Raw genomic sequence first — 21,057 nt, forward strand, 5'->3', positions numbered from 1 at the left:
CGCGCAGCCGGCCGTGGTGGCCGCTGCACCGACGCCGGTGAACGCGGTGGCGATGGGCGAAGGCGCAGTAGCCAGCGGTGCCTCGGCCACCGCGATCGGGCAGGGCGCATCGGCAACGGCGGCCAACTCGGTGGCACTGGGCCAGGGCTCGGTCGCCGACCGCGCCAATGCGGTGTCGGTGGGCAGTGCCGGCAACGAACGCCAGGTGACGAACGTGGCCGCCGGCTATGCGGCGACGGATGCGGTCAACAAGGGGCAGCTGGACAGTGGCCTGGCCACCGCCAACAGCTACACCGACCAGCGCTTCAGTGCCATGGCCGACAACTTCGACATCTACAAGGGTGAAATCGATGAGCGCCTGCGTCACCAGGACCGTCGCATCGACCGCCAGGGTGCGATGAACGCGGCCATGTTGAACATGGCCACCAGCGCCGCCGGCGTCCGCACGCAGAACCGCGTCGGTGTCGGTGTCGGCTTCCAGAGCGGCGAATCGGCGCTGTCGCTGGGGTATCAGCGCGCCATCAGCGAACGCGCCACCGTCACCTTCGGCGGTGCGTTCAGCAGCGATGACAGCTCGGTGGGCGTGGGTGCCGGCTTCGGCTGGTGACACCACGGAAAGATCGCAGCGGGGCTGCGTGCCCCGCTGCACGCAATGCAGGGCCTGAGGGGGCGGGTCACCGGAACCCTGGCCAGGGCCGGCCGGGGTTTTCGCAGGGAGTGTTTGGCCTGAACCGTCGTTTGATCCATGACCTTGAAGAGGATTTCAACGTGACCAAGAAGCAGAACCTTCGCATCAACGTGCTCGCAGCCGCCGTGCTGTCGCTGTCGGTCGGTGCCACCAGCGCCTATGCCGCCGGTTTACCGGTCAAGGAACCCGCGCGCCAGGCCACCGCCGCCCAACAGGGTTCAGAGCGCATCATCGTGAAGTACCGCACCGGTGCGGCCACCACCACCTCGGCCAAGCTGGCCACGGTCACCTCGGCGGTCTCGCGTGCCAGCCTCGGCAGTGCCACCGCGCGTTCGGCGGCCGCCGCGCCGCAGCATCTGCGCCGCCTCGGCACCGGTGCTGACGTCATCCGCCTGCAGGGCAAGCTCAGCCAGGCCGACCTGCAGAAGGTGCTGAAGGAAATCCAGGCCGACCCGCAGGTCCAGTACGCGGTGGCTGACGTCAAGTTGCAGCGTGCCGACCTGCGCGCCAAGGAAACCCCGCAGCTGGTGCCGAATGATCCGTACTACGCGCAGTACCAGTGGCACCTGAGCAGCCCCACCGGCGGCGTGAATGCACCGGCGGCGTGGGACGTGGCGCAGGGCGAAGGCGTGGTGGTGGCGGTGCTGGACACCGGCATCCTGCCGCAGCACCCGGACTTCGCGGCCGGCACCCTGCTGGAAGGCTACGACTTCATCAGCGACGCGGAAACCTCGCGTCGTCCGACCGATGACCGGGTGCCGGGCGCACTCGATTACGGTGATTGGGTCGAAAACGACGGCGAGTGTGGCACCGGCTCGGTGGCCGAGGACAGCTCCTGGCACGGCACCCATGTCTCCGGCACCGTCGCCGAAGCGACCAACAATGCGCTCGGCATGGCGGGCCTGGCCTACAAGGCCAAGGTGCTGCCGGTGCGTGTGCTCGGCAAGTGCGGTGGCTATCTGGCCGACATCGCAGACGCGATCACCTGGGCCTCCGGCGGCACCGTGGCCGGTGTTCCGGCCAACGCGAACCCGGCCGAAGTGATCAACATGAGCCTGGGCGGCGGCGGTTCGTGTGACCCCGCCTACCAGGATGCGATCAACGGCGCGGTGTCGCGCGGCACCACCGTGGTGGTGGCGGCCGGCAACCAGGCCTCCAACGCCTCGAACTATCGTCCGGCCAGCTGTGCCAACGTCATTGCGGTGGGTGCAACCCGCATCACCGGTGGCATCACCTATTACTCCAACTACGGCACCGCCGTGGACCTGTCGGGTCCGGGCGGCGGTGGCAGCGTTGACGGCAACCCGGGTGGCTACGTCTGGCAGGCCGGCTATGACGGCCTGACCACGCCGACCTCCGGTGCCTACAGCTACATGGGCATGGGCGGCACCTCGATGGCCTCGCCGCACGTCGCCGCCGTGGCTGCGCTGGTGCAGGGCGCGCTTGCCTCGGCCGGCAAGGACCCGCTGACCCCGGCGCAGCTGGAAACGCTGCTCAAGCAGACCGCACGTACCTTCCCGGTCACCATCCCGGCGGCGACGCCGATCGGCACCGGTATCGTTGACGCCAAGGCCGCGCTGGACAAGGCCCTGGAAGAACCGTGCGAAGTGGATTGCGCACCGGACGCCACCCCGCTGACCAACCGCACCGCCGTGAGTGGTCTGAGCGGTGCCGGCGGCAGCGAAACCCTGTACAGCTTCGAAGCCGCGGCCGGCAAGACGGTCAGCTTCCTCACCTACGGTGGCAGCGGCAACGTCTCGCTGTACGTCAGCGCCGGTGAAGAACCGACCAGCACCGACTTCGATGCCAAGTCGACGCGCCCGGGCAACAGCGAAACCGTGCGCTTCACCGCGCCGGTGGCCGGTACGTACTACATCAAGCTGGTGGGTGAGACCGCGTTCAGCGGCGTGAGCATCCAGGCCGTGCAGTAACACACCCTGGGGGGTGTAGCGGGAGTCCGTCATGTGACGGGCTCCCGCTTTCTGTCTGCGTCAACGTCATCCGTACCGCGGCGAACTGCTAAAGTCTCCGGGTCGCCAGGAGAGCTTTCGTGAACGCGGTAGCCCACGATCTTGCAGCTGCATCCCACGAGGACGCCGAGTCCCGCATTGTCGCGTTGCTGCTGCGCAACGGACGCCTGAAGGAAGCCGACCTCGCCCGCGCGCGGCCGCTGCAGCGCGAATCCGGTGGCGGCCTGCTGCCGCTGCTGGTGCGTCTGGGTCTGGTATCTGAACGCGATCACGCCCAGGCCTGCGCCGAGGTGTTGTCGCTGCCGTTGCTTGAGGCCAAAAGCGTCGCCGAAGCGGCACCGGAATCGCTGCTGGACGCATTGCCGTTGTCGTTGCGTTTTCTCAAGCAGTTCCATGTCTGCCCGCTGGCGCTGCATGAGGGCATGCTCGACCTGTGGCTGAGCGACCCACAGGAGCCCTATGCGGCCGAAGCGGTGCGTCTGGCCATCGGCGTGCCGGTCCGTCTGCACGTCGGGCTGCGCTCGGAGATCGATGACGTCATCGAACGCTGGTTCGGCCAGGGCCGCAGCGCGATGGGTGCGATCATTGAAACCGCCGATGGTGAAGGCACGGTGGTCGACGACATCGAGCACCTGCGTGACCTGGCCTCGGAAGCCCCGGTGATCCGGCTGGTGAATCTCGTCATCCAGCGTGCAGTTGAACTGCGCGCCTCCGACATCCACATCGAGCCCTTTGAAAACCGCCTGAAGGTGCGTTACCGCGTGGATGGCGTGCTGATCGAAGGCGAAAGCCCGCCGGTCAATCTGACCGCGGCGGTGATCAGCCGCATCAAGATCATGGCCCGGCTGAACATCGCCGAGCGCCGGCTGCCGCAGGACGGTCGCATCATGCTGCGGGTGCAGGGCAAGGAGCTGGACCTGCGCGTCAGCACCGTGCCGACCGCACACGGTGAAAGCGTGGTCATGCGTCTGCTCGACCGGGACACGGTGGTGTTCGATTTCCATCGCCTGGGTTTCACCGATGCTTTCCTGCCGCAGTTCCGCAAGGTGCTGGATCAGCCGCACGGCATCCTGCTGGTGACCGGCCCCACCGGCTCGGGCAAGACCACCACGCTGTACACCGCGTTGAGCCAGCTCAATACGCCCGACGTCAAAATCATCACCGTTGAAGATCCGGTCGAATACCAGATCGAGGGCATCAACCAGATCCAGGCCAAGCCGCAGATCGGGCTGGATTTCGCCAACGCGCTGCGCAGCATCGTGCGCCAGGACCCGGACATCATCATGATCGGCGAAATGCGCGACCTGGAAACCGCGCGCATCGCGATCCAGTCGGCGCTGACCGGCCACCTGGTGCTGTCCACGCTGCACACCAACAACGCCGCCGGCGGCATCACCCGTCTGCTCGACATGGGGGTGGAAGACTATCTTCTGACGTCCACCATCAACGGCATCCTGGCCCAGCGCCTGGTGCGTCGGCTGGAGCCGCAGCACGCGCAACGCTATCCCGCGTCGCCGGAAGAGATCGAGAAGTTCGGGCTGCGTCGGCTGCAGCCGGAAGGCGACATCTTCCTGTATCGCGCGCAGCCGTCCGCGCTGGCCCCCACCGGTTACCTGGGGCGGACCACCATCATGGAATTCCTGGTGATGAACGACGAGCTGCGCCGTGCGGTGATGCGTCGCGCCGGCATGGGTGAGATTGAACAGATCGCGCGCGCGGCCGGCATGCGCACCATGTACGAAGACGGCCTGGCCAAGGCACTGGCTGGCCAGACCACGATTGAAGAGGTGCTGCGCGTGACCGAGGAAAGCTGAGCATGCCGCAGTACCGCTACAAGGCACTGAACGCGCACGGCGAGCTGTTCGACGGCCAGATGGAAGCGGCCAGCGAAGCCGAGGTGGTCGCACGCCTGCAGGACCAGGGCCACCTGCCGATGGAAGCGCGGGTAGCTGGCGACGGCAGCAGCGGGTCGTTCTCCTGGGCCGCGCTGCTCAGCCGAAAGCCGTTTGACGGGGCCGCGCTGGTGCAGTTCACCCAGCAGCTGGCCACCTTGCTGGGGGCAGGCCAGCCGCTGGATCGTGCGCTGAGCATCCTGCTCGAACTGCCTGAGGACGAGCGCAGCCGCCGGGTCATCGCCGACATCCGCGATATCGTGCGCGGCGGCGCGGCGCTGTCCACCGCACTGGAACGTCAGCACGGCCTGTTCTCGCGCCTGTACATCAACATGGTGCGCGCAGGTGAAGCCGGCGGCAGCCTGCACGACACCCTGCAGCGGCTGGCCGATTACCTGGAGCGCAGCCGCGAACTGAAAGGGCGGGTTATCAACGCGCTTATCTATCCCGCCATTCTGCTGGCGGTGGTCGGCGGCGCGCTGCTGTTCCTGCTGGGCTACGTGGTGCCCCAGTTCGCGCTGATGTATGAAAGCCTGGATGTGGCGCTGCCGTGGTTCACCCAGTGGGTGCTCAATGTCGGCCTGCTGGTGCGCGACTACTGGCTGGTGCTGGTGGTGGTGCCGTGCGTGCTGCTGTTGCTGCTGGAGCGCAAGCTGCGCCAGCCCGCGTTCCGCCTGGCCGTGGATGGCTGGTTGCTGGAGCGCAAAGGCGTCGGTGCGCTGGTGGCCAAGCTGGAAACCGCGCGCCTGGCGCGCACCCTGGGCACCTTGCTGCGCAACGGCGTGCCGCTGCTGGCCGGCCTGGGCATCGCCCGCAACGTGCTCGGCAACCGCGCGCTGGCGGCGGATGTCGACACCGCCAGCGACGAGGTGAAAAACGGTAATGGCCTGTCGGCGGCGTTGTCGCGCGGCAAGCGCTTCCCGCGTCTGGCACTGCAGATGATCCAGGTGGGCGAGGAATCCGGGGCGCTGGATGCCATGCTGCTGAAAACCGCCGATACCTTCGAACAGGAAAGCGCGCGCGCCATCGACCGCCTGCTGTCGGCGCTGGTGCCGGTGATCACCCTGGTGCTGGCCTCGGTGGTCGGGCTGGTGATCGTTGCGGTGCTGGTGCCGTTGTATGACCTGACCAATGCGATCGGCTGACGCCGATGGCATCTTCCTTTACGACCCGCTGCAAGGAGCTTTCATGATCCACCGTCGCAAACCGGTCCGCTTTGTGTCCCGTCGCCACCAGGCCGGTATGAGCCTGCTGGAAATCATCATCGTCATCGTGCTGATCGGCGCGGTGCTGACCCTGGTCGGCAGCCGGGTGCTGGGCGGTGCCGACCGTGGCAAGGCCAACATCGCCAAGTCGCAGGTGCAGACCATTGCCGGCAAGATCGAAAACTACCAGCTGGATACCGGCAAGCTGCCGACCAAGCTGGAAGACCTGGTCACCCAGCCCGGCGGCAGCAGCGGCTGGCTGGGCCCGTATGCCAAGGAGGCCGAGCTCAACGACCCGTGGGGCCACGCGCTGGAATACCGCGCGCCGGGCGAGGGCCAGCCGTTTGATCTCATCAGCCTGGGCAAGGACGGCAAGGCCGGCGGCAGCAGCTACGATGCGGACATCCGCTACGAGTAAGCGCGCTTGGTCGTGAATGCCCGGCAGAGCTGCACACCGCGTTGCGCGCCGCGCACTGCGCGACGTGCCCTGCGTGGTGTTTCGCTGCTGGAAATGCTGCTGGTGGTGGCGCTGATCGCCATCATCGGCGTGATCACCGCCACCGCGATGAACGGCGGCATCGACGGCCTGCGCCTGCGCAATGCGGGCAAGGAAGTGGCCAGCCAACTGCGCTACACGCGCACCCAGGCCATTGCCAGCGGCGAGATGCAGCGCTTCCTGATCGACCCACGCACGCGGCGCTGGGAGGCCGCCAACGGCCGCCACGGCGAACTGCCGGATGCGCTGCAGGTGCGTTTCCAGGGGGCCGCGCAGGTCGGTGCCGGCACCGGTCAGGGCGGCATCGCCTTCCATCCCGACGGCGGCTCCAGCGGCGGCACCATCGAACTGGACCTTCGCGGTGCCGTCTGGCGCATCGACGTGGCCTGGATCACCGGCGAAGTCCGCTCCGGCCCCGTGCGGGTGGCCCCATGAAACTCCGGTACGCCCCCCGTAGAGCCACGCCCTGCGTGGCTTCGCGATCTCGCCCCGTCCGGAATCCGTCGCCATGAGACACCAGCGCGGCTATTCCCTCCTCGAAGTCATCGTCGCCTTCGCCCTGCTGGCTCTGGCCCTGACCCTGCTGCTCGGCAGCCTGTCCGGCGCATCCCGCCAGGTGCACAACGCCGACCTGCGCACCCGCGCGGTGCTGCATGCGCAATCCCTGCTCGCACTGAGCGGGGTCGATGCACCCCTGCAGGAAGGCCGCCAGCAAGGTCAGTGGGAAGACGGTCGCTACCGTTGGGAACTGCAGGTGGCTCCGTTCGTGGAGCCGCGCAGCAGCAGCGTGCCGGCAGCCGCCGACAGCAGCGCGACCGGCCCGCAGCTGGCGGAACTGAGCCTGCAGGTGCGCTGGGGTGAAGGCGAAGGCGAGCAGCTGCAATGGCGCACCCTGCGCCTGCTGCCGCCCAGCCAGGGGGCGGTCCGATGATCCGGCATTCGCGCCAGCGCGGCTTCACCCTGATTGAAATCCTGCTGGCCACGGTGCTGCTGGTGGGCGGGTTGGCGATTGCATTCGCGACCGTGCGTTCTGCGATGCAGATCGCCCAGCGCGGTGAACGCGTGGCGGCGCAGAACGAGCGCATGCGCGCGGTGGAAGGCTTCCTGCGCCGGCGTCTGAGCATGGCGCTGCCGACCGCCGCTGAACCGCCGGACCCCACCCGTGAGCCGCTGTATTTCCAGGGCGAAGCACAGCGCATGTTGTTCGTGTCCGAACTGCCCGGTTACCTGGGGCGGGGCGGGCCTTACGTGCATGAGTTGCAGGTACGCGGACGCGGCGACGCGCTGCGCCTTGAGCTGGGATTGACCCTGGTCCAGAACGGTGAACGCGTGGACGAGACGCCGCCACGCCCACCGGAAATGCTGGCCGACGCGCTGCGCGAGGTGCAGTTCCGCTATCGCGGCGCGGATGCGCGCACCGGGCAGCTGGGTGACTGGCAGACGCAGTGGGACGACACGCGCCGCCTGCCGAATCTGGTGGAGATCCGCATCACGCCGCAGCAGGGGCCGGCGTGGCCGCCGCTGGTGGTGGCACTGTCGCAGTCGCGTGGTGCGCGACCTGCCGGAGCCGGTACATGATGCGGCATGCTGCGCGGGGTGCCGCCCTGGTGCTGGTGCTGTGGCTGATCGCGCTGCTCACCGCCGTGGTCGGTGCGTTCGCACTCAGCGCGCGCATCGAGCATATGCAGCAGCGGGTGAGCGGCGACGATGCGGTCGGGCAGGAACATGCACGCGCCGGCGTGGAGTACGCGTTGTACCGGCTGCAGCCCAACGCGCTGCAGCCGCCGTGGACACCGGACGGGCGTCGCTACCGGTGGACATTCGACGACCGCACCATCGACCTGCGCATCATCGACGAGAACGGCAAGGTCAATCTCAACCTGGCCGATGCCACGCTGCTGGGCGGCCTGATGGAAGCGGTGGACGTCGAACCCGCCCGCGCGAAGCAGTTGGCCGGGGCGATCATCGACTGGCGCGATCCGGACAGCCTGAAACAACCCGGCGGTGGGGCCGAAACGGCCGATTACGTCGCCGCTGGCCTGCCTTATGGAGCGCGCAATGCGCGCTTTGAAACGCTGGGCGAGCTGCAGCGCGTGCTGGGGATAGATGCGGCGTTGTATGAACGGTTGGAACCGCTGCTGACCCTGTACAGTCGACAGTCGCGCCCGGATCCGCGTTTCGCTGCCGGGCCGGTGCTGCAGGCGCTGGGGCTGGATGCCGAACGGCTGCTCGCCGACCGCGAACGCCTGCAGGGCAGTGACGGCGACGGAAACGTGACCGCAGCGGCACCGGTGGGCGGCAGTGGCACTTATAGTATCGAGAGCCGCGCAACGGATCCGCGCGGCCGGGTTTCAGTCCTGCGCGCGGTAGTGCGCAGGGGCGCAGCAGGCACGCCGGGCACGGCATACACGGTACTTCGCTGGGAACAGGGAATGGCAGCACGATGACTTCATGGCGGGACAGTCTGGTGCAGGCACGGGGGCGGCTCGCGCCGGGCGTGGGCAATGGCCTGCGCTGGTGGCGGCGTTCCCTGCTGGCCTGGTTGCCGGTGCGCTGGCAGTGGGCGCTGGGCTGGTCGCGTTCGCGCCTGCTGCTTGCCCGCGAAGGTGAGCAGCTGATCGTGCAGCGCGACACCGCCGGCGAACTGCAACCGGTGCTGCAGCTGCCCTGGCCGCAGTCACCCACCGATCTGGAGCCGGTGCTGGATGCGCGCGTGCGGGGGCTGCCGCGCTACTGGGTGCTGCCTGCCGCGGCGGTGCTGCGGCGTTCATTGCGGCTGCCCGCCGCCGCCGCGCCGCGACTGCGCGACGTGGTCGGTTTCGAGATCGACCGGCAGACCCCGTTCGAGCCCGCTCAGGTGCATTACGACGTGCGCGAAGGCGACACCCTGCCGGACGGGCAGCTGCAGGTGGAGCTGGTGGTGATTCCGCGCCCGGCGCTGGAGCAGTGGCTGCAGCAGTCGGGCAGCTGGGCCGGCCAGCTGGCCGGTGTGGATGCCGACGATGGCAGCGGCCAGCCGCTGGGCGTGAATCTGCTGCCGGTGAGCCAGCGCTTCGTGGCGCGTGATCCGATGCGGCGCTGGAACCTGTTGCTGGGTGCGGCGGCCGTGGTGCTGCTGGCACTGGCCGGCAACCAGCTGCTGCTCAACCGCGAGCGCGCTGCTGATCAGCTGCGCGAGCAGGTCAACGCGGCCGCGCGCGATGCACGCGCCGTCGCTGCCGAGCGCGAGCACCTGCAGCGGCTGGTGGATGGCGCGGCGTTCCTGGAAGAAAAGCGCACTGCGCAGGCCAGCACGCTGGAAGTATGGAACGAGCTGACCCGTCTGCTGCCCGACGGCACCTATCTGGAAAAGCTGTCGGTGGAAGGCCGGACCCTGCAGCTGATCGGCCTCAGCCGCGAAGCGTCGCAGCTGGTCCCGCTGCTGCAGGCCTCGCCCCTGTGGACCAAGGTCAATCTGACCGGGGTGCTGCAGGCTGACGGCGGTGCCGGTGGTCGCGACCGCTTCACCCTGACCGCGGAACTGCAGCCGCTTCCCGGTGCCACCCCCGCTGCGCCGGCGGCGGCCCCTGCCTCGGAGGTTGCCGATGGCAATGCCGCCGACACGCCGTGACCGCTGGCTGGCACTGGGCCTGCTGCTGGTAGCGCTCGTGCTTGCCTACCTGTTGCTGGTGCACCCGTGGTTCACCCGCCCGCTGCTCGACATCAATCAAAGCATCAGCGAAGTGCAGGAACGGCAGCTTCGCGTCGATGCGCAGCTGCAGCAGCGCGATGCGGTGAACAAACGCCTGCAGCAGGTGCAGGCCGCGCTGGCCGGCCGCCCTGGTTTCCTGCGCGAAGCTACCGCTGAATCGGCCGCTGCTGCGCTGTCCTCGCGGCTGCAGGATGCGGTGGCCTCGGCGAGCCCCGGCAACCGCAGCTGCACCATCAGCAACCGCTCGCCGCTGACCGACAACAGCCCCGACGCCGCATTCCCACGGGTGGCGTTGCAGGTGCGGCTGCGCTGCGGCGTGCCGGAAATGGCCGCGGTGCTGCACACCCTGGAAACCGGCAGCCCACGGCTGTTCGTGGGCAACCTCAATCTGCTCGCGCAGCGCTTCCAGCAGTCGCCGAATGAAAGCGGGCTGGGGCTGGATGTCGCTTTCGAACTGGTCGGCTATCTGCAGCCGGGGCTGACCCCGGATGTCGCAGCGGCCGCCCCGGTTTCGCCGCCGGTGCCTGCACCCGAACCCGAACCGAGCGGCCTGGAGCCCTCTGGCCTGCAGCCCACCGCCGATGGTCCCGGTGCTGCGATGGGCGCACCCACTGATCCTGCCGCTGCAGATACCGCGGCAAGCGAACCGGTACAGGAGGCCCCGCATGAAAATTGAGTGGGCATCCCTGCGCAGCTGGTGGCTGGGCGGCGTGGCCCTGTGGGCCGGCGCGATCTGGATCGCCACGCTGTTCGGCCTGGGCGGACGCATTGCGCCGCCCGACGCGGATGCGCAGTCCGCGCCGCGTCTGCCGGTGCTCGCACCGGCGGCCCCTGACCGGATCACCTCGCCGCAGGCGTATGCGGGCATCAGTGAGCGCCCGCTGTTCGCCGAAGACCGCAAGCCGCGTCCGTACCTGCTGGGCGGCAGCGAAGCGGGGGCCACGTCCAGTGCGGTCACCCTGACCGGCGTGCTGCTGACGTCGGAGTTCGGCATGGCCATCCTGACCACCGACCAGAAGCTGTCGCTGCGCCTGCGTCTGAACGGCGAAGCCGTCAACGGCTGGCAGCTGGTGGCGCTGGAGCCGCGCAGTGCCACTGTCACCGGTCCCAGCGGCACGCAGACGCTGGAGCTGGTGACCTTCAGCGGCCAGGGCGGGGAGCCCCCGACCGTGCTTGGCAGCACTGCAGCCTCGCCGTCGTCAGGACAGAGGCCGGTCGCGCCGGGAACGATGGTGCCGCCGCCGTCCCATCCCGCGCCGCCGGTACGGCCGGGCGCACCGGTGCCTGCACCGGCACCCGCGCCGGCCCAGAATGCCGGCAACCCGGCCGCGCAGGGCCCGAGCGAAGCGCAGATGCAGGCCATCCGCGCGCGCATCCAGGCCCGCCGCCAGCAACTGCAGCAGCAACAGCAACAGTCACAGCGACCGCCCGCGGGCGGCTCCGGTCAAAACCCTTAGAGTGAACGCATGACCTTGCGCCTATTTCCCCTTTCTTTCGCGGCCGCCCTGCTGGTGGGCTGCGCTACTGTGCCGGCACCCGAAGTGCGCCGCGATGCCGTGCTCGACGGCAGCCACCAGGTGGTGGCCGGAGACGGCTCGCATGACGGCGTGGAGACCCAGGCGCTGGGCAGCGAAGGCAGCCCCCAGGCGGTCATCCGTCGCGGCACCGGCACCATGATCAACCGTAGTGCGGCGTCGGCCCCGTCGCCGTCGTTGTCGCAGGCAAGCACCGGTACCGCCACCTTCAACTTTGAGGGCGAGTCGGTGCATGCGGTGGTCAAGGCGATCCTGGGCGACATGCTGGGCCAGAACTACGTCATCGCACCGGGCGTGCAGGGCACCGTCACCCTGGCCACGCCCAAGCCGGTGTCGTCGGCCCAGGCCTTGAACCTGCTGGAAATGGTGCTGGGTTGGAACAATGCCCGCATGGTCTACAGCGGCGGTCGCTACAACATCGTCGCCGCTGACCAGGCCCTGGCCGGCACCGTGGCACCGAGTACCGCACCGCCGGCCAATGCGCGCGGCTTCGAGGTGCGCGTGGTGCCGCTGCAGTACATCTCCGCGACGGAAATGAAGAAGGTGCTGGAGCCGTACGCGCGGCCGAACGCCATCGTCAATGTCGACAGCGGCCGCAACGTGATCACCCTGGGCGGCACCCGCGCGGAACTGGAAAACTACCTGCGCACGGTTGAGATCTTCGACGTGGACTGGCTGTCGGGCATGTCGGTAGGCGTGTTCCCGATCCAGACCGGCAAGGCCGAGCAGGTCGCTGCCGACCTCGAGAAAGTATTCGGCGAAGAAAGCAAAACCCCCAGCGCCGGCATGTTCCGCTTCCTGCCGCTGGAAAATGCCAATGCAGTGCTGGTGATCACCCCGCAGGCGCGCTACCTGGACCAGATCCAGCAGTGGCTGGAGCGCATCGACACCGCCGGTGGCAGCGCCCGACTGTTCTCCTACGAACTGCGCTACATCAAGGCCAAGGACCTGGCCGAGCGTCTGGCCGAAGCCTTCGCCAGCGAAAATGGCCGCGGTGGCCGCAGCGGCGGCAGTTCGCTGGCACCGGGTGCCATCGCGCAGGAACTGAGCAGCCGTGACGGCACCAGCGCTGACAGCCTCAACAACACCCAGCTGGGCAGCAGCGGCACCAGCCGCACCGGCGGCCTCGGCGATGGCACCATGAACCTGCCGCAGCGCCAGTCCGGCAACGCCAGCTTCAACCTGGAGGTGCAGGGCGACAGCGTCGGCGTATCCGCGGTGGAAGAAACCAATACCCTGCTGGTACGTTCCACTCCGCAGGCGTGGCGCTCGATCCGCGAGGTGATCGAGAAGCTCGACGTGATGCCGATGCAGGTGCATATCGAAGCGCAGGTGGCCGAAGTCGCCCTGACCGGTGACCTCAGCTACGGCGTGAACTGGTTCTTCGAGCAGGCGGTGACCACCGGCAAGACCGAAAGCGGCATCGACCTGCCCAGTGCGCTGGGCCGTTCCATCTGGGGCAGCATCTCCGGTGCTGTCGGCGAGAATGGCCTGGGCTGGACCTTCCTCGGCAAGAACGCCGCTGCCGTGGTCACCGCGCTGGACAAGGTGACCAACCTGCGTCTGCTGCAGACCCCGTCGATCTTCGTGCGCAACAACGCCGAGGCCACCTTGAACGTGGGCACGCAGATTCCGATCAACTCGGTGTCGGTGAACACGGGTGTGGGGAGCGACAACACCTACAGCCAGGTGCAGTACCTGGACACCGGTGTGATCCTGAAGGTGCGTCCGCGAATCACCCGCGACGGCGTGGTGTTCCTCGACATCGTGCAGGAAGTCAGCTCCGCTGGTGCGGTTCCGGCGGGCTGCGATCCGACCCGCAGCACCTGCAATCCGCCGATCAACACGCGCAAGATTTCCACTGAGGCGGCGGTGCAGAGCGGCGACACCATCATGCTGGCCGGGTTGATCACCAATCAGGATGAAGACGGCTCCAACGGTGTGCCAGGCCTGAGCAAAATTCCGGTGCTGGGTGCGCTGTTCGGCAGGAAGACCCAGAACAGCGGGCGTTCGGAAGTGATCGTGCTGCTCACCCCGACCATCGTGCGTAACGCGCAGGAATCGCGCAACCTGACCGATGAGTACAGCAACCGCTTCCGCGCGATGGAGCCGTTCCCGACCCGCAAGGTGACCAACTAAGCGGCCCAACCGGCTGCCGTCTTCGCAGCCGGGCTGTTACCCTGCGGGCAGATGCCGCGCGTTGGGGGACGGATGGGGACAGTCGTGTTGCTGCCGATGGGCGTGGATGACACCGCGCTGGACCGGTGCCTGGGCGCACTGGACGCCGGCACCCCGGCCGGCACGGCGATCTGGCTGGCCGACGACGGCCAGGCCGGGCCCCGCGCGCAGGCGGTGATCGAACACTGGCTGGCGCATACCCCGCTGCAGGCCGAGTACACCCGTCGTGCCCGCGCCATCGGCGAAGTGGCGCATCTGGACGAGATGCTGCGTGCCTGCGACGGCACCGACGTGGTAGTGCTGGCTCCGGATGCGGTGCCGGCCCCGGGCTGGCTGCAGCAGCTGGATGCGTGTTTCGCCCGCGATGCCTCGATCGGCTCGGCCACGCCGTGGTGCAACGCCGGCGAAACTGCCGCGTGGCCGCGTCTGGGCGAGATCAGCCCGGTGCCGGAGCACCTGGATGCCATCGCGCAGGCGTGTGCGGCACTGCCCAGCCTGCATCCGGAACTGCCCTCGGCGGTGACCCATGCGGTGCTGCTGCGGGCCAACGCCCGGCGCAAGGCCGGCGGGCTGGACATGCACAGCTACGCCTCGTGGAGTGCCGCGCTGATCGACCTGAGCCTGCGCATGGCCGGATTGGGCTGGCGCAATGCGCTGTGCGAAAACGCCTATGTCGCGCGCGATGGCGAATCGACCGCCCAGGACGGCGACATGGAAGCACTGGGCACCCGTTGGCCGGCGTGGCAGCCACGGTTGGCCGGATTCCTGATGGCCGATCCGCTGCGTGCCACCCGCGACGCGCTGCAGCAGCTGCACCAACAGGCGATAATGCCGCGTTCGCAGGGCGACCTGTTTGCTGCGCCCGCCACGCCTGATCTGGAGTGACCCGTTTGAATGCCCGCATTGCCGCCATCATTGTCAGCTACCAGAGCGCCAGCACCCTGGATGCCTGCCTGACCCGGCTGCGCGCCGCCCAGGACATCGCCGAGATCCGAGTGGTGGACAACAATTCCGACGATGGCACGCTGGAGATCGTGCAGCGCCACGCCAGTGCGGATCAACGACTGCATTTCATCGCCAATCCGGACAACCCCGGGTTTGCTGCCGCCAACAACCAGGGCGTGGCCGACAGCCGCGCGCCGTGGCTGGCCTTCATCAACCCGGACCTGATGGTGGACGCGGATACGCTGGCCCAGCTGTGTCAGCGTGGCGAAGCCCTCGGCGACTGCCTGCTGGGGGTCGAGCAGGTGGACGAAGCCGGTGTGCCGGACGCCGCCGTGCGCCGTCGTGACCCGGATTTCGCCGCCATGCTGCGCAACCCGGGGCAGGGCGCGAAGCTGGCGCTGCCGGTGGACCCGGCGCAGACGCTGCAGCGGGTGCCGGCGCTGTCCGGAGCGCTGCTGCTGATGCCGCGCGCGCTGTTCGACCGTATGGGCGGCTGGGACGCCGGCTACCGCCTGCATGCCGAAGACCTCGACCTGTGCCGGCGTGCGCGCGAGGCCGGCGCGGTGGTGGCCATTGCCAACGACCTGCGCGTCACCCACGTACGCGGCGTGTCCAGCCGTTCGCGGCCGTTCTTCGTGGAGTGGCACAAGCACCGTGGCCTCTGGCGCTACTTCCGCAAATTCGAAGCCCGGCAGCGCAGCCTGCCGGTGCAGCTGGCCGTATGGGGCGCGATCTGGGCGCATGCGCTCGTGCAGATCCCCCGCATCATTGCCCGGTAGGTACCCGCCCCTGGCGGGTACGCGGCCCACCGTTGGTCGGTACAGCTCGGCAGGCGCATAATCCGGGCATGATCATCCAATCCCTGCTCGACACCGACCTGTACAAGTTCACCATGATGCAGGCGGTGCTGCATCAGTACCCCGGCGCGCAGGTGCAGTACCGGTTCAAGTGCCGCACACCGGGCATTGACCTGGCCGCGTACATCGACCAGATCAACGCTGAGATCGATCACCTGTGCACGCTTCGCTTCACCGATGAAGAGCTCGACTACATGCGCGGGCTGCGCTTCGTGAAGCCGGACTTCGCCGACTTCCTGGGGCTGTTCCATCTGGACCGCAAGTACATCGACCTGCGCCCGTCGGCCACGGTACCGGGTGAGACCGAGCTGGACATCACCGGTCCGTGGCTGCACACCATTCTGTTTGAAGTGCCGCTGCTGGCGATCATCAACGAGGTCTGGTTCCGCAACACCAGCACACCGGACTACGCCGAAGGCGAGCGCCGCCTGCAGGCCAAGACCGCGCTGCTGCGCGATACCCCGGGCTTCGAGCTGTGCCGGATTGCCGATTACGGCAGCCGCCGCCGCTACTCGCGCGACTGGCATGCACGCATGCTGCCGCAGCTGCGCGACGCGCTGGGCTCGCAGTTCGTCGGTACCAGCAATGTGCACTTCGCCCGGCTTTACGGGATGACCCCGCACGGCACCATGGCGCACGAGTACCTGCAGGCGTTCCAGGCACTGGGCCCGCGCCTGCGCGACTCGCAGGTGGCGGCGCTGGAATCGTGGGCGCGCGAGTATCGCGGCGACCTCGGTATCGCGTTGTCCGACGTGGTCGGGCTGGACGCATTCCTGCGCGACTTCGACATGTATTTCTGCAAGCTGTTCGACGGCGTGCGCCACGACTCGGGCGACCCGTTCGCCTGGGGCGACCGCATGCTGGAACACTTCCAGCAGCGCCGCGTGGACCCGCGCAGCAAGGTGCTGGTGTTCAGCGACGGGTTGAACATTGAAAAAGTGATGCGCCTTTTCGACTACTTCCGCGGCCGCTGCCAGGTCGCCTTCGGGGTCGGCACGCACCTGACCAACGACCTCGGGCCGACGCCGCTGAACATCGTGATCAAGATGGTCCGCTGCAACGGCCAGCCGGTGGCCAAGTTGAGCGATTCGCCGGGCAAGAGCATGTGCGATGACCCGGGGTATCTGGCCTATCTGCGCCAGGTGTTCGAATTGCCGGCCGAATGACGGCCGGCGCTACCGACCTCGACGACCCCACGTAGAGCCGGGCTTGCCCGGCTGCTCTTCGATCAGCACCACGCGCAGCCGGGCAAGCCCGGCTCTACATGGCGATGCATTGCCGCGCGCAGCCGGGCAAGCCCGGCTCTACGTCACTCCAACGCGTACCGGACCACAAACAACCCCGCCACCAGCCACACCGCCGGATGCACATCGCGCCAGCGCCCGGTACCCGCCTTCAACACCGCATAGGCGATGAAGCCAAATGCCAACCCATTCGCGATCGAATAGGTAAACGGCATCGCCAACGCACACAGCGCCGCCGGCACCGATTCGGTCAAATCGCCCCAGTCCACATCCACCAGCTCACGCAGCATCAACCCGGCCACGAACAGCAGGGCAGGGGCGGTGGCATAGCCGGGCACCATCGCCGCCAGCGGCGAGAACAGCAGCGCGGCCAGGAACAGCGCCGCCACCACCAGCGCGGTCAGCCCCGTACGGCCACCGGCCTGCACGCCTGAGGCGCTTTCCGCAAACGCGGTGGTGCTGCTGGTGCCCAGCATCGAGCCGGCCACAATCGCGGTGCTGTCGGCGAGCAGGGCACGACCGAAGCGTTTCTGCGCACCAGGCAGTTTCAGCAGGCCGGCACGCCCGACCACGCCATACAAGGTGCCAGTGGCATCGAACACTTCCACCAGCACGAACACCAGCACCACCTGCAGCAGCACGGCCAGCGGCGCGCCGCCATCGTGGTGCAGCAGGCCGGGAAGATCGAGCTGCAGGAAGGTGGGGGCAAGACTGGGCGGCAGCGACACCAGCCCGTGGTACTGCACATCCCCCAGCGCCCAGGCGGCCGCGGTGACGGCCAGAATGCCGATCAGGATGGCACCACGCACCTTGCGTGCTTCCAGAATGGCAATCAGCAGGAAACCCGCCAGCGCCAGCAGCGGCGGGGCAGTATTGAGCGGCCCCAGCGTCACCAGGGTATCGGCATTGGCGACGATGACGCCGGACTTCTGCAGGGCAATGATGGCCAGGAACAGGCCGATACCGGCAACGATGGCAGCCCGCAGCGAAGCAGGAATGCCCGCCACCAGCCACGCCCGCACGCCGGTCAGCGACAACGCGAGGAACACCAGCCCACTGATGAACACCGCGCCCAATGCCTGCTGCCACGGCAGCCCGGCGGCACCCACCACGGTGAACGCAAAGAACGCATTCAAACCCATGCCCGGTGCCATGCCAACCGGGAAGTTGGCCGCAAACGCCATCACCACCGACCCCAGCGCCGCAGCCAGACACGTGGCCACAAACACCGCCCCCGGGTCCATGCCGGTGGTCGCCAGAATGTCCGGATTGACGAACACGATGTACGACATCGTCAGGAAGGTCGTCAGCCCAGCCAACAATTCGGTCCGCACGCTGGTGCCGTGCTGCTGCAGTTGGAAGGTGCGTTCAAGCAGGTTCATGGTCGGGTCCAGGTATCGCGGATCTGTTCGGAGGGACGCCGCCGTTGCCATCCGCGTTCCGAAATCCATCGGGGAGGGGGCCGGATGTCCTCCGGAGGGACACTCCACGGCATGGATGCCGTGGAGTAGCCTACATGGACGTACTTGCGGCGTGTCCCGGAGCGAGGGCATCCGGCCCCCTCCCGCACGTAGAGATTGAAACGCCGCTCTTCGCGCGAAAACAATCGAAGCGTGAAACAAACCGGCCGCGCAGTGCGCGGCCGGTAGCTGATTACTTCAGTGCCTTGAAGCGCAGGCGCTTCGGGGCGGCGTCGTCGCCCATGCGGCGGCGCTTGTCTTCTTCGTACTCGCGGTAGTTGCCCTGGAAGAACTCCACGTGCGAATCGCCTTCGAACGCCAGGATGTGGGTCGCGATGCGATCCAGGAACCAGCGGTCATGCGAGATGACGAAGGTGTTGCCCGGGAACTCCAGCAGCGCATCTTCCAGCGCACGCAGGGTTTCGATGTCCAGGTCGTTCGACGGTTCGTCGAGCAGCAGCACGTTGCCACCCTGCAGCAGGGTCTTGGCCATGTGCAGACGACCGCGCTCGCCACCGGACAGCGAACCGACCATCTTCTGCTGGTCCTGGCCCTTGAAGTTGAAGCGGCCGATGTAGGCGCGCGACTGGATCTCGATGCCGTTGATGTTCAGGATGTCCAGGCCACCTGCGATTTCCTGGAACACGTTGTGGTTGCCTTCCAGCGCATCGCGGCTCTGGTCGACGTACGACAGCTTCACCGTCGGACCCACCACGATCTCGCCCGAATCCGGCTTTTCCTGGCCCGTGATCATCTTGAACAGGGTCGACTTACCCGCACCGTTCGGGCCGATGATGCCCACGATCGCGCCGGCCGGAACCAGGAAGCTCAGGTCGTCGAACAGCAGGCGGTCGCCGAACTTCTTCGACACGTTCTTGAACTCCATCACCGAGTTGCCCAGGCGCTCGCCCGGCGGGATGAAGATTTCATTGGTTTCGTTGCGCTTCTGGTAGTCCACCGACTGCAGCTCTTCCAGGCGGGCCAGACGGGCCTTGCCCTTGGTGCGGCCACCCTTGGCGTTCTGGCGCGACCACTCCAGTTCCTTCTGGATTGCCTTCTGGCGGGCCTTTTCCTGGTTGTCTTCCTGCTTCAGGCGCTCGTCCTTCTGCATCAGCCATTCGGTGTAGTTGCCCTTCCACGGAATGCCGCGGCCGCGGTCCAGTTCCAGGATCCACTCGGCAGCGTTGTCCAGGAAGTAGCGATCATGGGTCACCGCCACGACGGTGCCGGTGTAGCGGGCCAGGAACTGTTCCAGCCATTCCACCGACTCGGCGTCGAGGTGGTTGGTCGGTTCGTCGAGCAGCAGCATGTCCGGCTTCTGCAGCAGCAGGCGGCACAGCGCCACGCGGCGCTTTTCACCACCGGACAGCTTGCCGATCACGGCGTCCCACGGCGGCAGGCGCAGCGCGTCGGCGGCCACGTCCAGCTGGTTTTCCAGGGTGTGCGCGTCGCCGGCGGCCAGAATGGCTTCCAGACGCTCCTGCTCCTTGGCCAAGGCGTCGAAATCGGCGCCTTCCTCGGCATAGGCCAGGTACACCGCGTCCAGCGCGGCCTGGGCCTGCAGCACTTCGCCGACACCTTCCTCGACGGCTTCACGCACGGTCTTGGTCGGGTCCAGCTCCGGTTCCTGGGCCAGGTAGCCGACCTTGATGCCGGCCTGGGGACGGGCTTCGCCCTCGAAATCGGTGTCCACGCCGGCCATGATCTTCAGCACCGTGGACTTGCCGGCACCGTTCAGGCCCAGCAGGCCGATCTTGGCCCCCGGGAAGAACGACAGCGAGATGTCCTTGATGATCTGCCGCTTGGGCGGGACCACCTTGCTGACGCGGTTCATGGTGTAGATGTATTGCGAGGACATGGGCTCTCCGAGGGCGCAATCCTGCGCCCGTTCCGTCAGGAACAGTCGCAGTGGGAATGGGATGTCGCCAATTATAGCCGGAAGCGGTGACAACCGCCGGACAGCCCGGCCGGTGGGGCTTGCCGCTGCCTGAATGGGCCGTCAAACGCCCTTGAATGGAAACCGTTTCCAGCCGGAAACCGTTCAGACGCCGTCCGCATGATGGAAACCGTCACTTCCCACCCAGCGAGAAACGCCATGCGCATGAATCGAATTGTGGTCGGTACCGTTGCCGCGCTGCTGGCAGTGGGAACCGTCGCCCCGGCATTTGCCGATGATCACCGTCACGACCGCCGCCCATGACCGTCGCGAGCACCGTGATGACCGCCGGGAATGGCGGGACGACCGCCGCGAGTGGCGGGATGATCGTCGCGAATGGCGCGATGACCGTCGCGAGGCCCGTCACGACCGTCGTTACTACAACCACGGCTACTACCGTCCGGCTCCGCCGCCGCGCGTGGTCTACCGCCCGGCCCCGCGCCCGGTGTACGGCTACGGCTGGCAGCGCGGTCACCGTTACCGCGACTACTACGGCGGCCCGGTGTACGTGGTGAACGATTACAGCCGTTACTCCGTGCGCCGTCCCCCGTACGGCCACCACTGGATCCGCGACGACCGCGGCAACCTGCTGCTGGTCGCCATCGCCACCGGCATCATCGCGGACTTCGTGATCAACGGACGTTAAGCAGGCTTCCCGTAGAGCCGGGCTCGCCCGGCTATTGTTGGATGCGTGCGAACAGCCCTCGGCTGCTGGTCTACGTGTCGGGGGCCATGGAAAATGCCACAGCAACATCAACGGCACCTCCGTTCCGGGGTCATGCGTTACCGGATGTTGGGCATTTCACGGCCGTCGTCTTTCGACCGACGCTACCGGTTCCATGCATTCCGCGAAATCCAGATTGCGTAACCGCGCTGTGCTTTTGATCTTCGATGGCCACCGACTTTCTGTCGATGGCGGGTCGGGGTGGGCTGGAGGGGGCGTGAGCCGCATGGATGCGG

The 21,057-nt window shown here is 67.5% G+C and carries 18 protein-coding genes and 1 pseudogene; 17 read left to right on the plus strand and 2 right to left on the minus strand.

Going from position 1 to position 21,057, the window contains the following annotated elements; translation table 11 throughout:
- From RT551_RS18615 to pncB, 16 genes are all read left to right on the plus strand, one after another.
- Positions 1-607, plus strand: a 607-nt coding sequence (locus RT551_RS18615; protein ID WP_313461254.1) for a YadA-like family protein, incomplete at its 5' end; no start/stop codon positions are given.
- Positions 608-768: 161 nt separating this feature from the next.
- The gene (locus tag RT551_RS18620; protein ID WP_313461256.1) at positions 769-2,619 is read left to right on the plus strand and encodes a S8 family peptidase; all 1,851 of its coding nucleotides are present in this window, start codon (positions 769-771) and stop codon (positions 2,617-2,619) included.
- A 119-nt stretch (positions 2,620-2,738) separates the two neighbouring features.
- Positions 2,739-4,472, plus strand: a complete 1,734-nt coding sequence (gspE, locus tag RT551_RS18625) for a type II secretion system ATPase GspE (protein WP_313461258.1) — start codon at positions 2,739-2,741, stop codon at positions 4,470-4,472.
- A 2-nt stretch (positions 4,473-4,474) separates the two neighbouring features.
- Positions 4,475-5,695 carry a type II secretion system F family protein gene (locus RT551_RS18630; RefSeq protein ID WP_313461260.1) on the plus strand — a complete coding sequence of 407 codons (1,221 nt, stop codon included), beginning with the start codon at positions 4,475-4,477 and terminating at the stop codon, positions 5,693-5,695.
- 43 nt (positions 5,696-5,738) lie between these two features.
- Positions 5,739-6,173 (plus strand): type II secretion system major pseudopilin GspG, encoded by a 435-nt coding sequence (gspG, locus tag RT551_RS18635; protein WP_311190140.1) that lies wholly within the window; start codon positions 5,739-5,741, stop codon positions 6,171-6,173.
- Positions 6,174-6,266: 93 nt separating this feature from the next.
- Positions 6,267-6,686, plus strand: a complete 420-nt coding sequence (locus RT551_RS18640) for a GspH/FimT family pseudopilin (RefSeq protein WP_313461281.1) — start codon at positions 6,267-6,269, stop codon at positions 6,684-6,686.
- A 73-nt stretch (positions 6,687-6,759) separates the two neighbouring features.
- Positions 6,760-7,182: a prepilin-type N-terminal cleavage/methylation domain-containing protein gene (locus RT551_RS18645; protein WP_313461263.1), complete on the plus strand. Its 423-nt coding sequence runs from the start codon at positions 6,760-6,762 to the stop codon at positions 7,180-7,182.
- A complete protein-coding gene (locus RT551_RS18650; protein ID WP_313461265.1) occupies positions 7,179-7,829 on the plus strand; it encodes a type II secretion system protein J in 651 nt (216 codons plus the stop codon). The genes RT551_RS18645 and RT551_RS18650 overlap by 4 nt, the downstream gene beginning before the upstream one ends.
- Positions 7,826-8,698, plus strand: a complete 873-nt coding sequence (locus RT551_RS18655) for a type II secretion system protein GspK (protein WP_313461267.1) — start codon at positions 7,826-7,828, stop codon at positions 8,696-8,698. The genes RT551_RS18650 and RT551_RS18655 overlap by 4 nt, the downstream gene beginning before the upstream one ends.
- The gene (locus tag RT551_RS18660) at positions 8,695-9,861 is read left to right on the plus strand and encodes a PilN domain-containing protein (protein WP_313461269.1); all 1,167 of its coding nucleotides are present in this window, start codon (positions 8,695-8,697) and stop codon (positions 9,859-9,861) included. The genes RT551_RS18655 and RT551_RS18660 overlap by 4 nt, the downstream gene beginning before the upstream one ends.
- Positions 9,836-10,618: a type II secretion system protein GspM gene (gene gspM, locus RT551_RS18665; RefSeq protein ID WP_313461270.1), complete on the plus strand. Its 783-nt coding sequence runs from the start codon at positions 9,836-9,838 to the stop codon at positions 10,616-10,618. Before RT551_RS18660 ends, gspM begins: the two co-directional genes overlap by 26 nt.
- Positions 10,608-11,399, plus strand: coding sequence for a hypothetical protein (locus RT551_RS18670; RefSeq protein ID WP_313461271.1), 792 nt, complete (start codon positions 10,608-10,610; stop codon positions 11,397-11,399). The genes gspM and RT551_RS18670 overlap by 11 nt, the downstream gene beginning before the upstream one ends.
- A gap of 9 nt (positions 11,400-11,408) precedes the next feature.
- Entirely contained in the window at positions 11,409-13,616 is a 2,208-nt protein-coding gene (gene gspD / locus RT551_RS18675; protein ID WP_313461273.1) for a type II secretion system secretin GspD, read from the plus strand.
- 72 nt (positions 13,617-13,688) lie between these two features.
- Positions 13,689-14,540, plus strand: a complete 852-nt coding sequence (locus tag RT551_RS18680) for a glycosyltransferase (protein ID WP_313461275.1) — start codon at positions 13,689-13,691, stop codon at positions 14,538-14,540.
- A gap of 5 nt (positions 14,541-14,545) precedes the next feature.
- Complete coding sequence (locus RT551_RS18685; RefSeq protein WP_313461283.1) at positions 14,546-15,379, plus strand: glycosyltransferase family 2 protein; 834 nt, start codon at positions 14,546-14,548, stop codon at positions 15,377-15,379.
- A gap of 68 nt (positions 15,380-15,447) precedes the next feature.
- Complete coding sequence (pncB, locus tag RT551_RS18690; protein WP_313461277.1) at positions 15,448-16,623, plus strand: nicotinate phosphoribosyltransferase; 1,176 nt, start codon at positions 15,448-15,450, stop codon at positions 16,621-16,623.
- Between the two features lie 143 nt (positions 16,624-16,766).
- Here the strand turns inward: pncB and RT551_RS18695 are convergent, their stop codons facing one another.
- Both RT551_RS18695 and ettA read right to left on the minus strand, forming a co-directional pair.
- Entirely contained in the window at positions 16,767-18,083 is a 1,317-nt protein-coding gene (locus RT551_RS18695; protein WP_313461279.1) for an NCS2 family permease, read from the minus strand.
- 271 nt (positions 18,084-18,354) lie between these two features.
- Positions 18,355-20,019 (minus strand): energy-dependent translational throttle protein EttA, encoded by a 1,665-nt coding sequence (ettA, locus tag RT551_RS18700; RefSeq protein WP_125359933.1) that lies wholly within the window; start codon positions 20,017-20,019, stop codon positions 18,355-18,357.
- A gap of 237 nt (positions 20,020-20,256) precedes the next feature.
- Between ettA and RT551_RS18705 the strand changes: the two are divergent.
- A pseudogene (locus RT551_RS18705) lies at positions 20,257-20,743 on the plus strand (RcnB family protein).
- Positions 20,744-21,057: the final 314 nt, after the last annotated feature.

Source organism: Stenotrophomonas sp. (assembly GCF_032103445.1).
In the GTDB taxonomy this organism is placed as follows: Bacteria; Pseudomonadota; Gammaproteobacteria; order Xanthomonadales; family Xanthomonadaceae; genus Stenotrophomonas.

Coding starts and splice junctions, on each gene's coding strand:
- RT551_RS18630 (WP_313461260.1), top strand. CDS start 4,475: ATGCCGCAGTACCGCTACAAGGCACTGAACGCGCACGGCGAGCTGTTC.
- gspG (WP_311190140.1), top strand. CDS start 5,739: ATGATCCACCGTCGCAAACCGGTCCGCTTTGTGTCCCGTCGCCACCAG.
- RT551_RS18640 (WP_313461281.1), top strand. CDS start 6,267: ATGCTGCTGGTGGTGGCGCTGATCGCCATCATCGGCGTGATCACCGCC.
- RT551_RS18645 (WP_313461263.1), top strand. CDS start 6,760: ATGAGACACCAGCGCGGCTATTCCCTCCTCGAAGTCATCGTCGCCTTC.
- RT551_RS18650 (WP_313461265.1), top strand. CDS start 7,179: ATGATCCGGCATTCGCGCCAGCGCGGCTTCACCCTGATTGAAATCCTG.
- RT551_RS18655 (WP_313461267.1), top strand. CDS start 7,826: ATGATGCGGCATGCTGCGCGGGGTGCCGCCCTGGTGCTGGTGCTGTGG.
- RT551_RS18660 (WP_313461269.1), top strand. CDS start 8,695: ATGACTTCATGGCGGGACAGTCTGGTGCAGGCACGGGGGCGGCTCGCG.
- gspM (WP_313461270.1), top strand. CDS start 9,836: ATGGCAATGCCGCCGACACGCCGTGACCGCTGGCTGGCACTGGGCCTG.
- RT551_RS18670 (WP_313461271.1), top strand. CDS start 10,608: ATGAAAATTGAGTGGGCATCCCTGCGCAGCTGGTGGCTGGGCGGCGTG.
- gspD (WP_313461273.1), top strand. CDS start 11,409: ATGACCTTGCGCCTATTTCCCCTTTCTTTCGCGGCCGCCCTGCTGGTG.
- RT551_RS18680 (WP_313461275.1), top strand. CDS start 13,689: ATGGGGACAGTCGTGTTGCTGCCGATGGGCGTGGATGACACCGCGCTG.
- pncB (WP_313461277.1), top strand. CDS start 15,448: ATGATCATCCAATCCCTGCTCGACACCGACCTGTACAAGTTCACCATG.
- RT551_RS18695 (WP_313461279.1), bottom strand. CDS start 18,083: ATGAACCTGCTTGAACGCACCTTCCAACTGCAGCAGCACGGCACCAGC.
- ettA (WP_125359933.1), bottom strand. CDS start 20,019: ATGTCCTCGCAATACATCTACACCATGAACCGCGTCAGCAAGGTGGTC.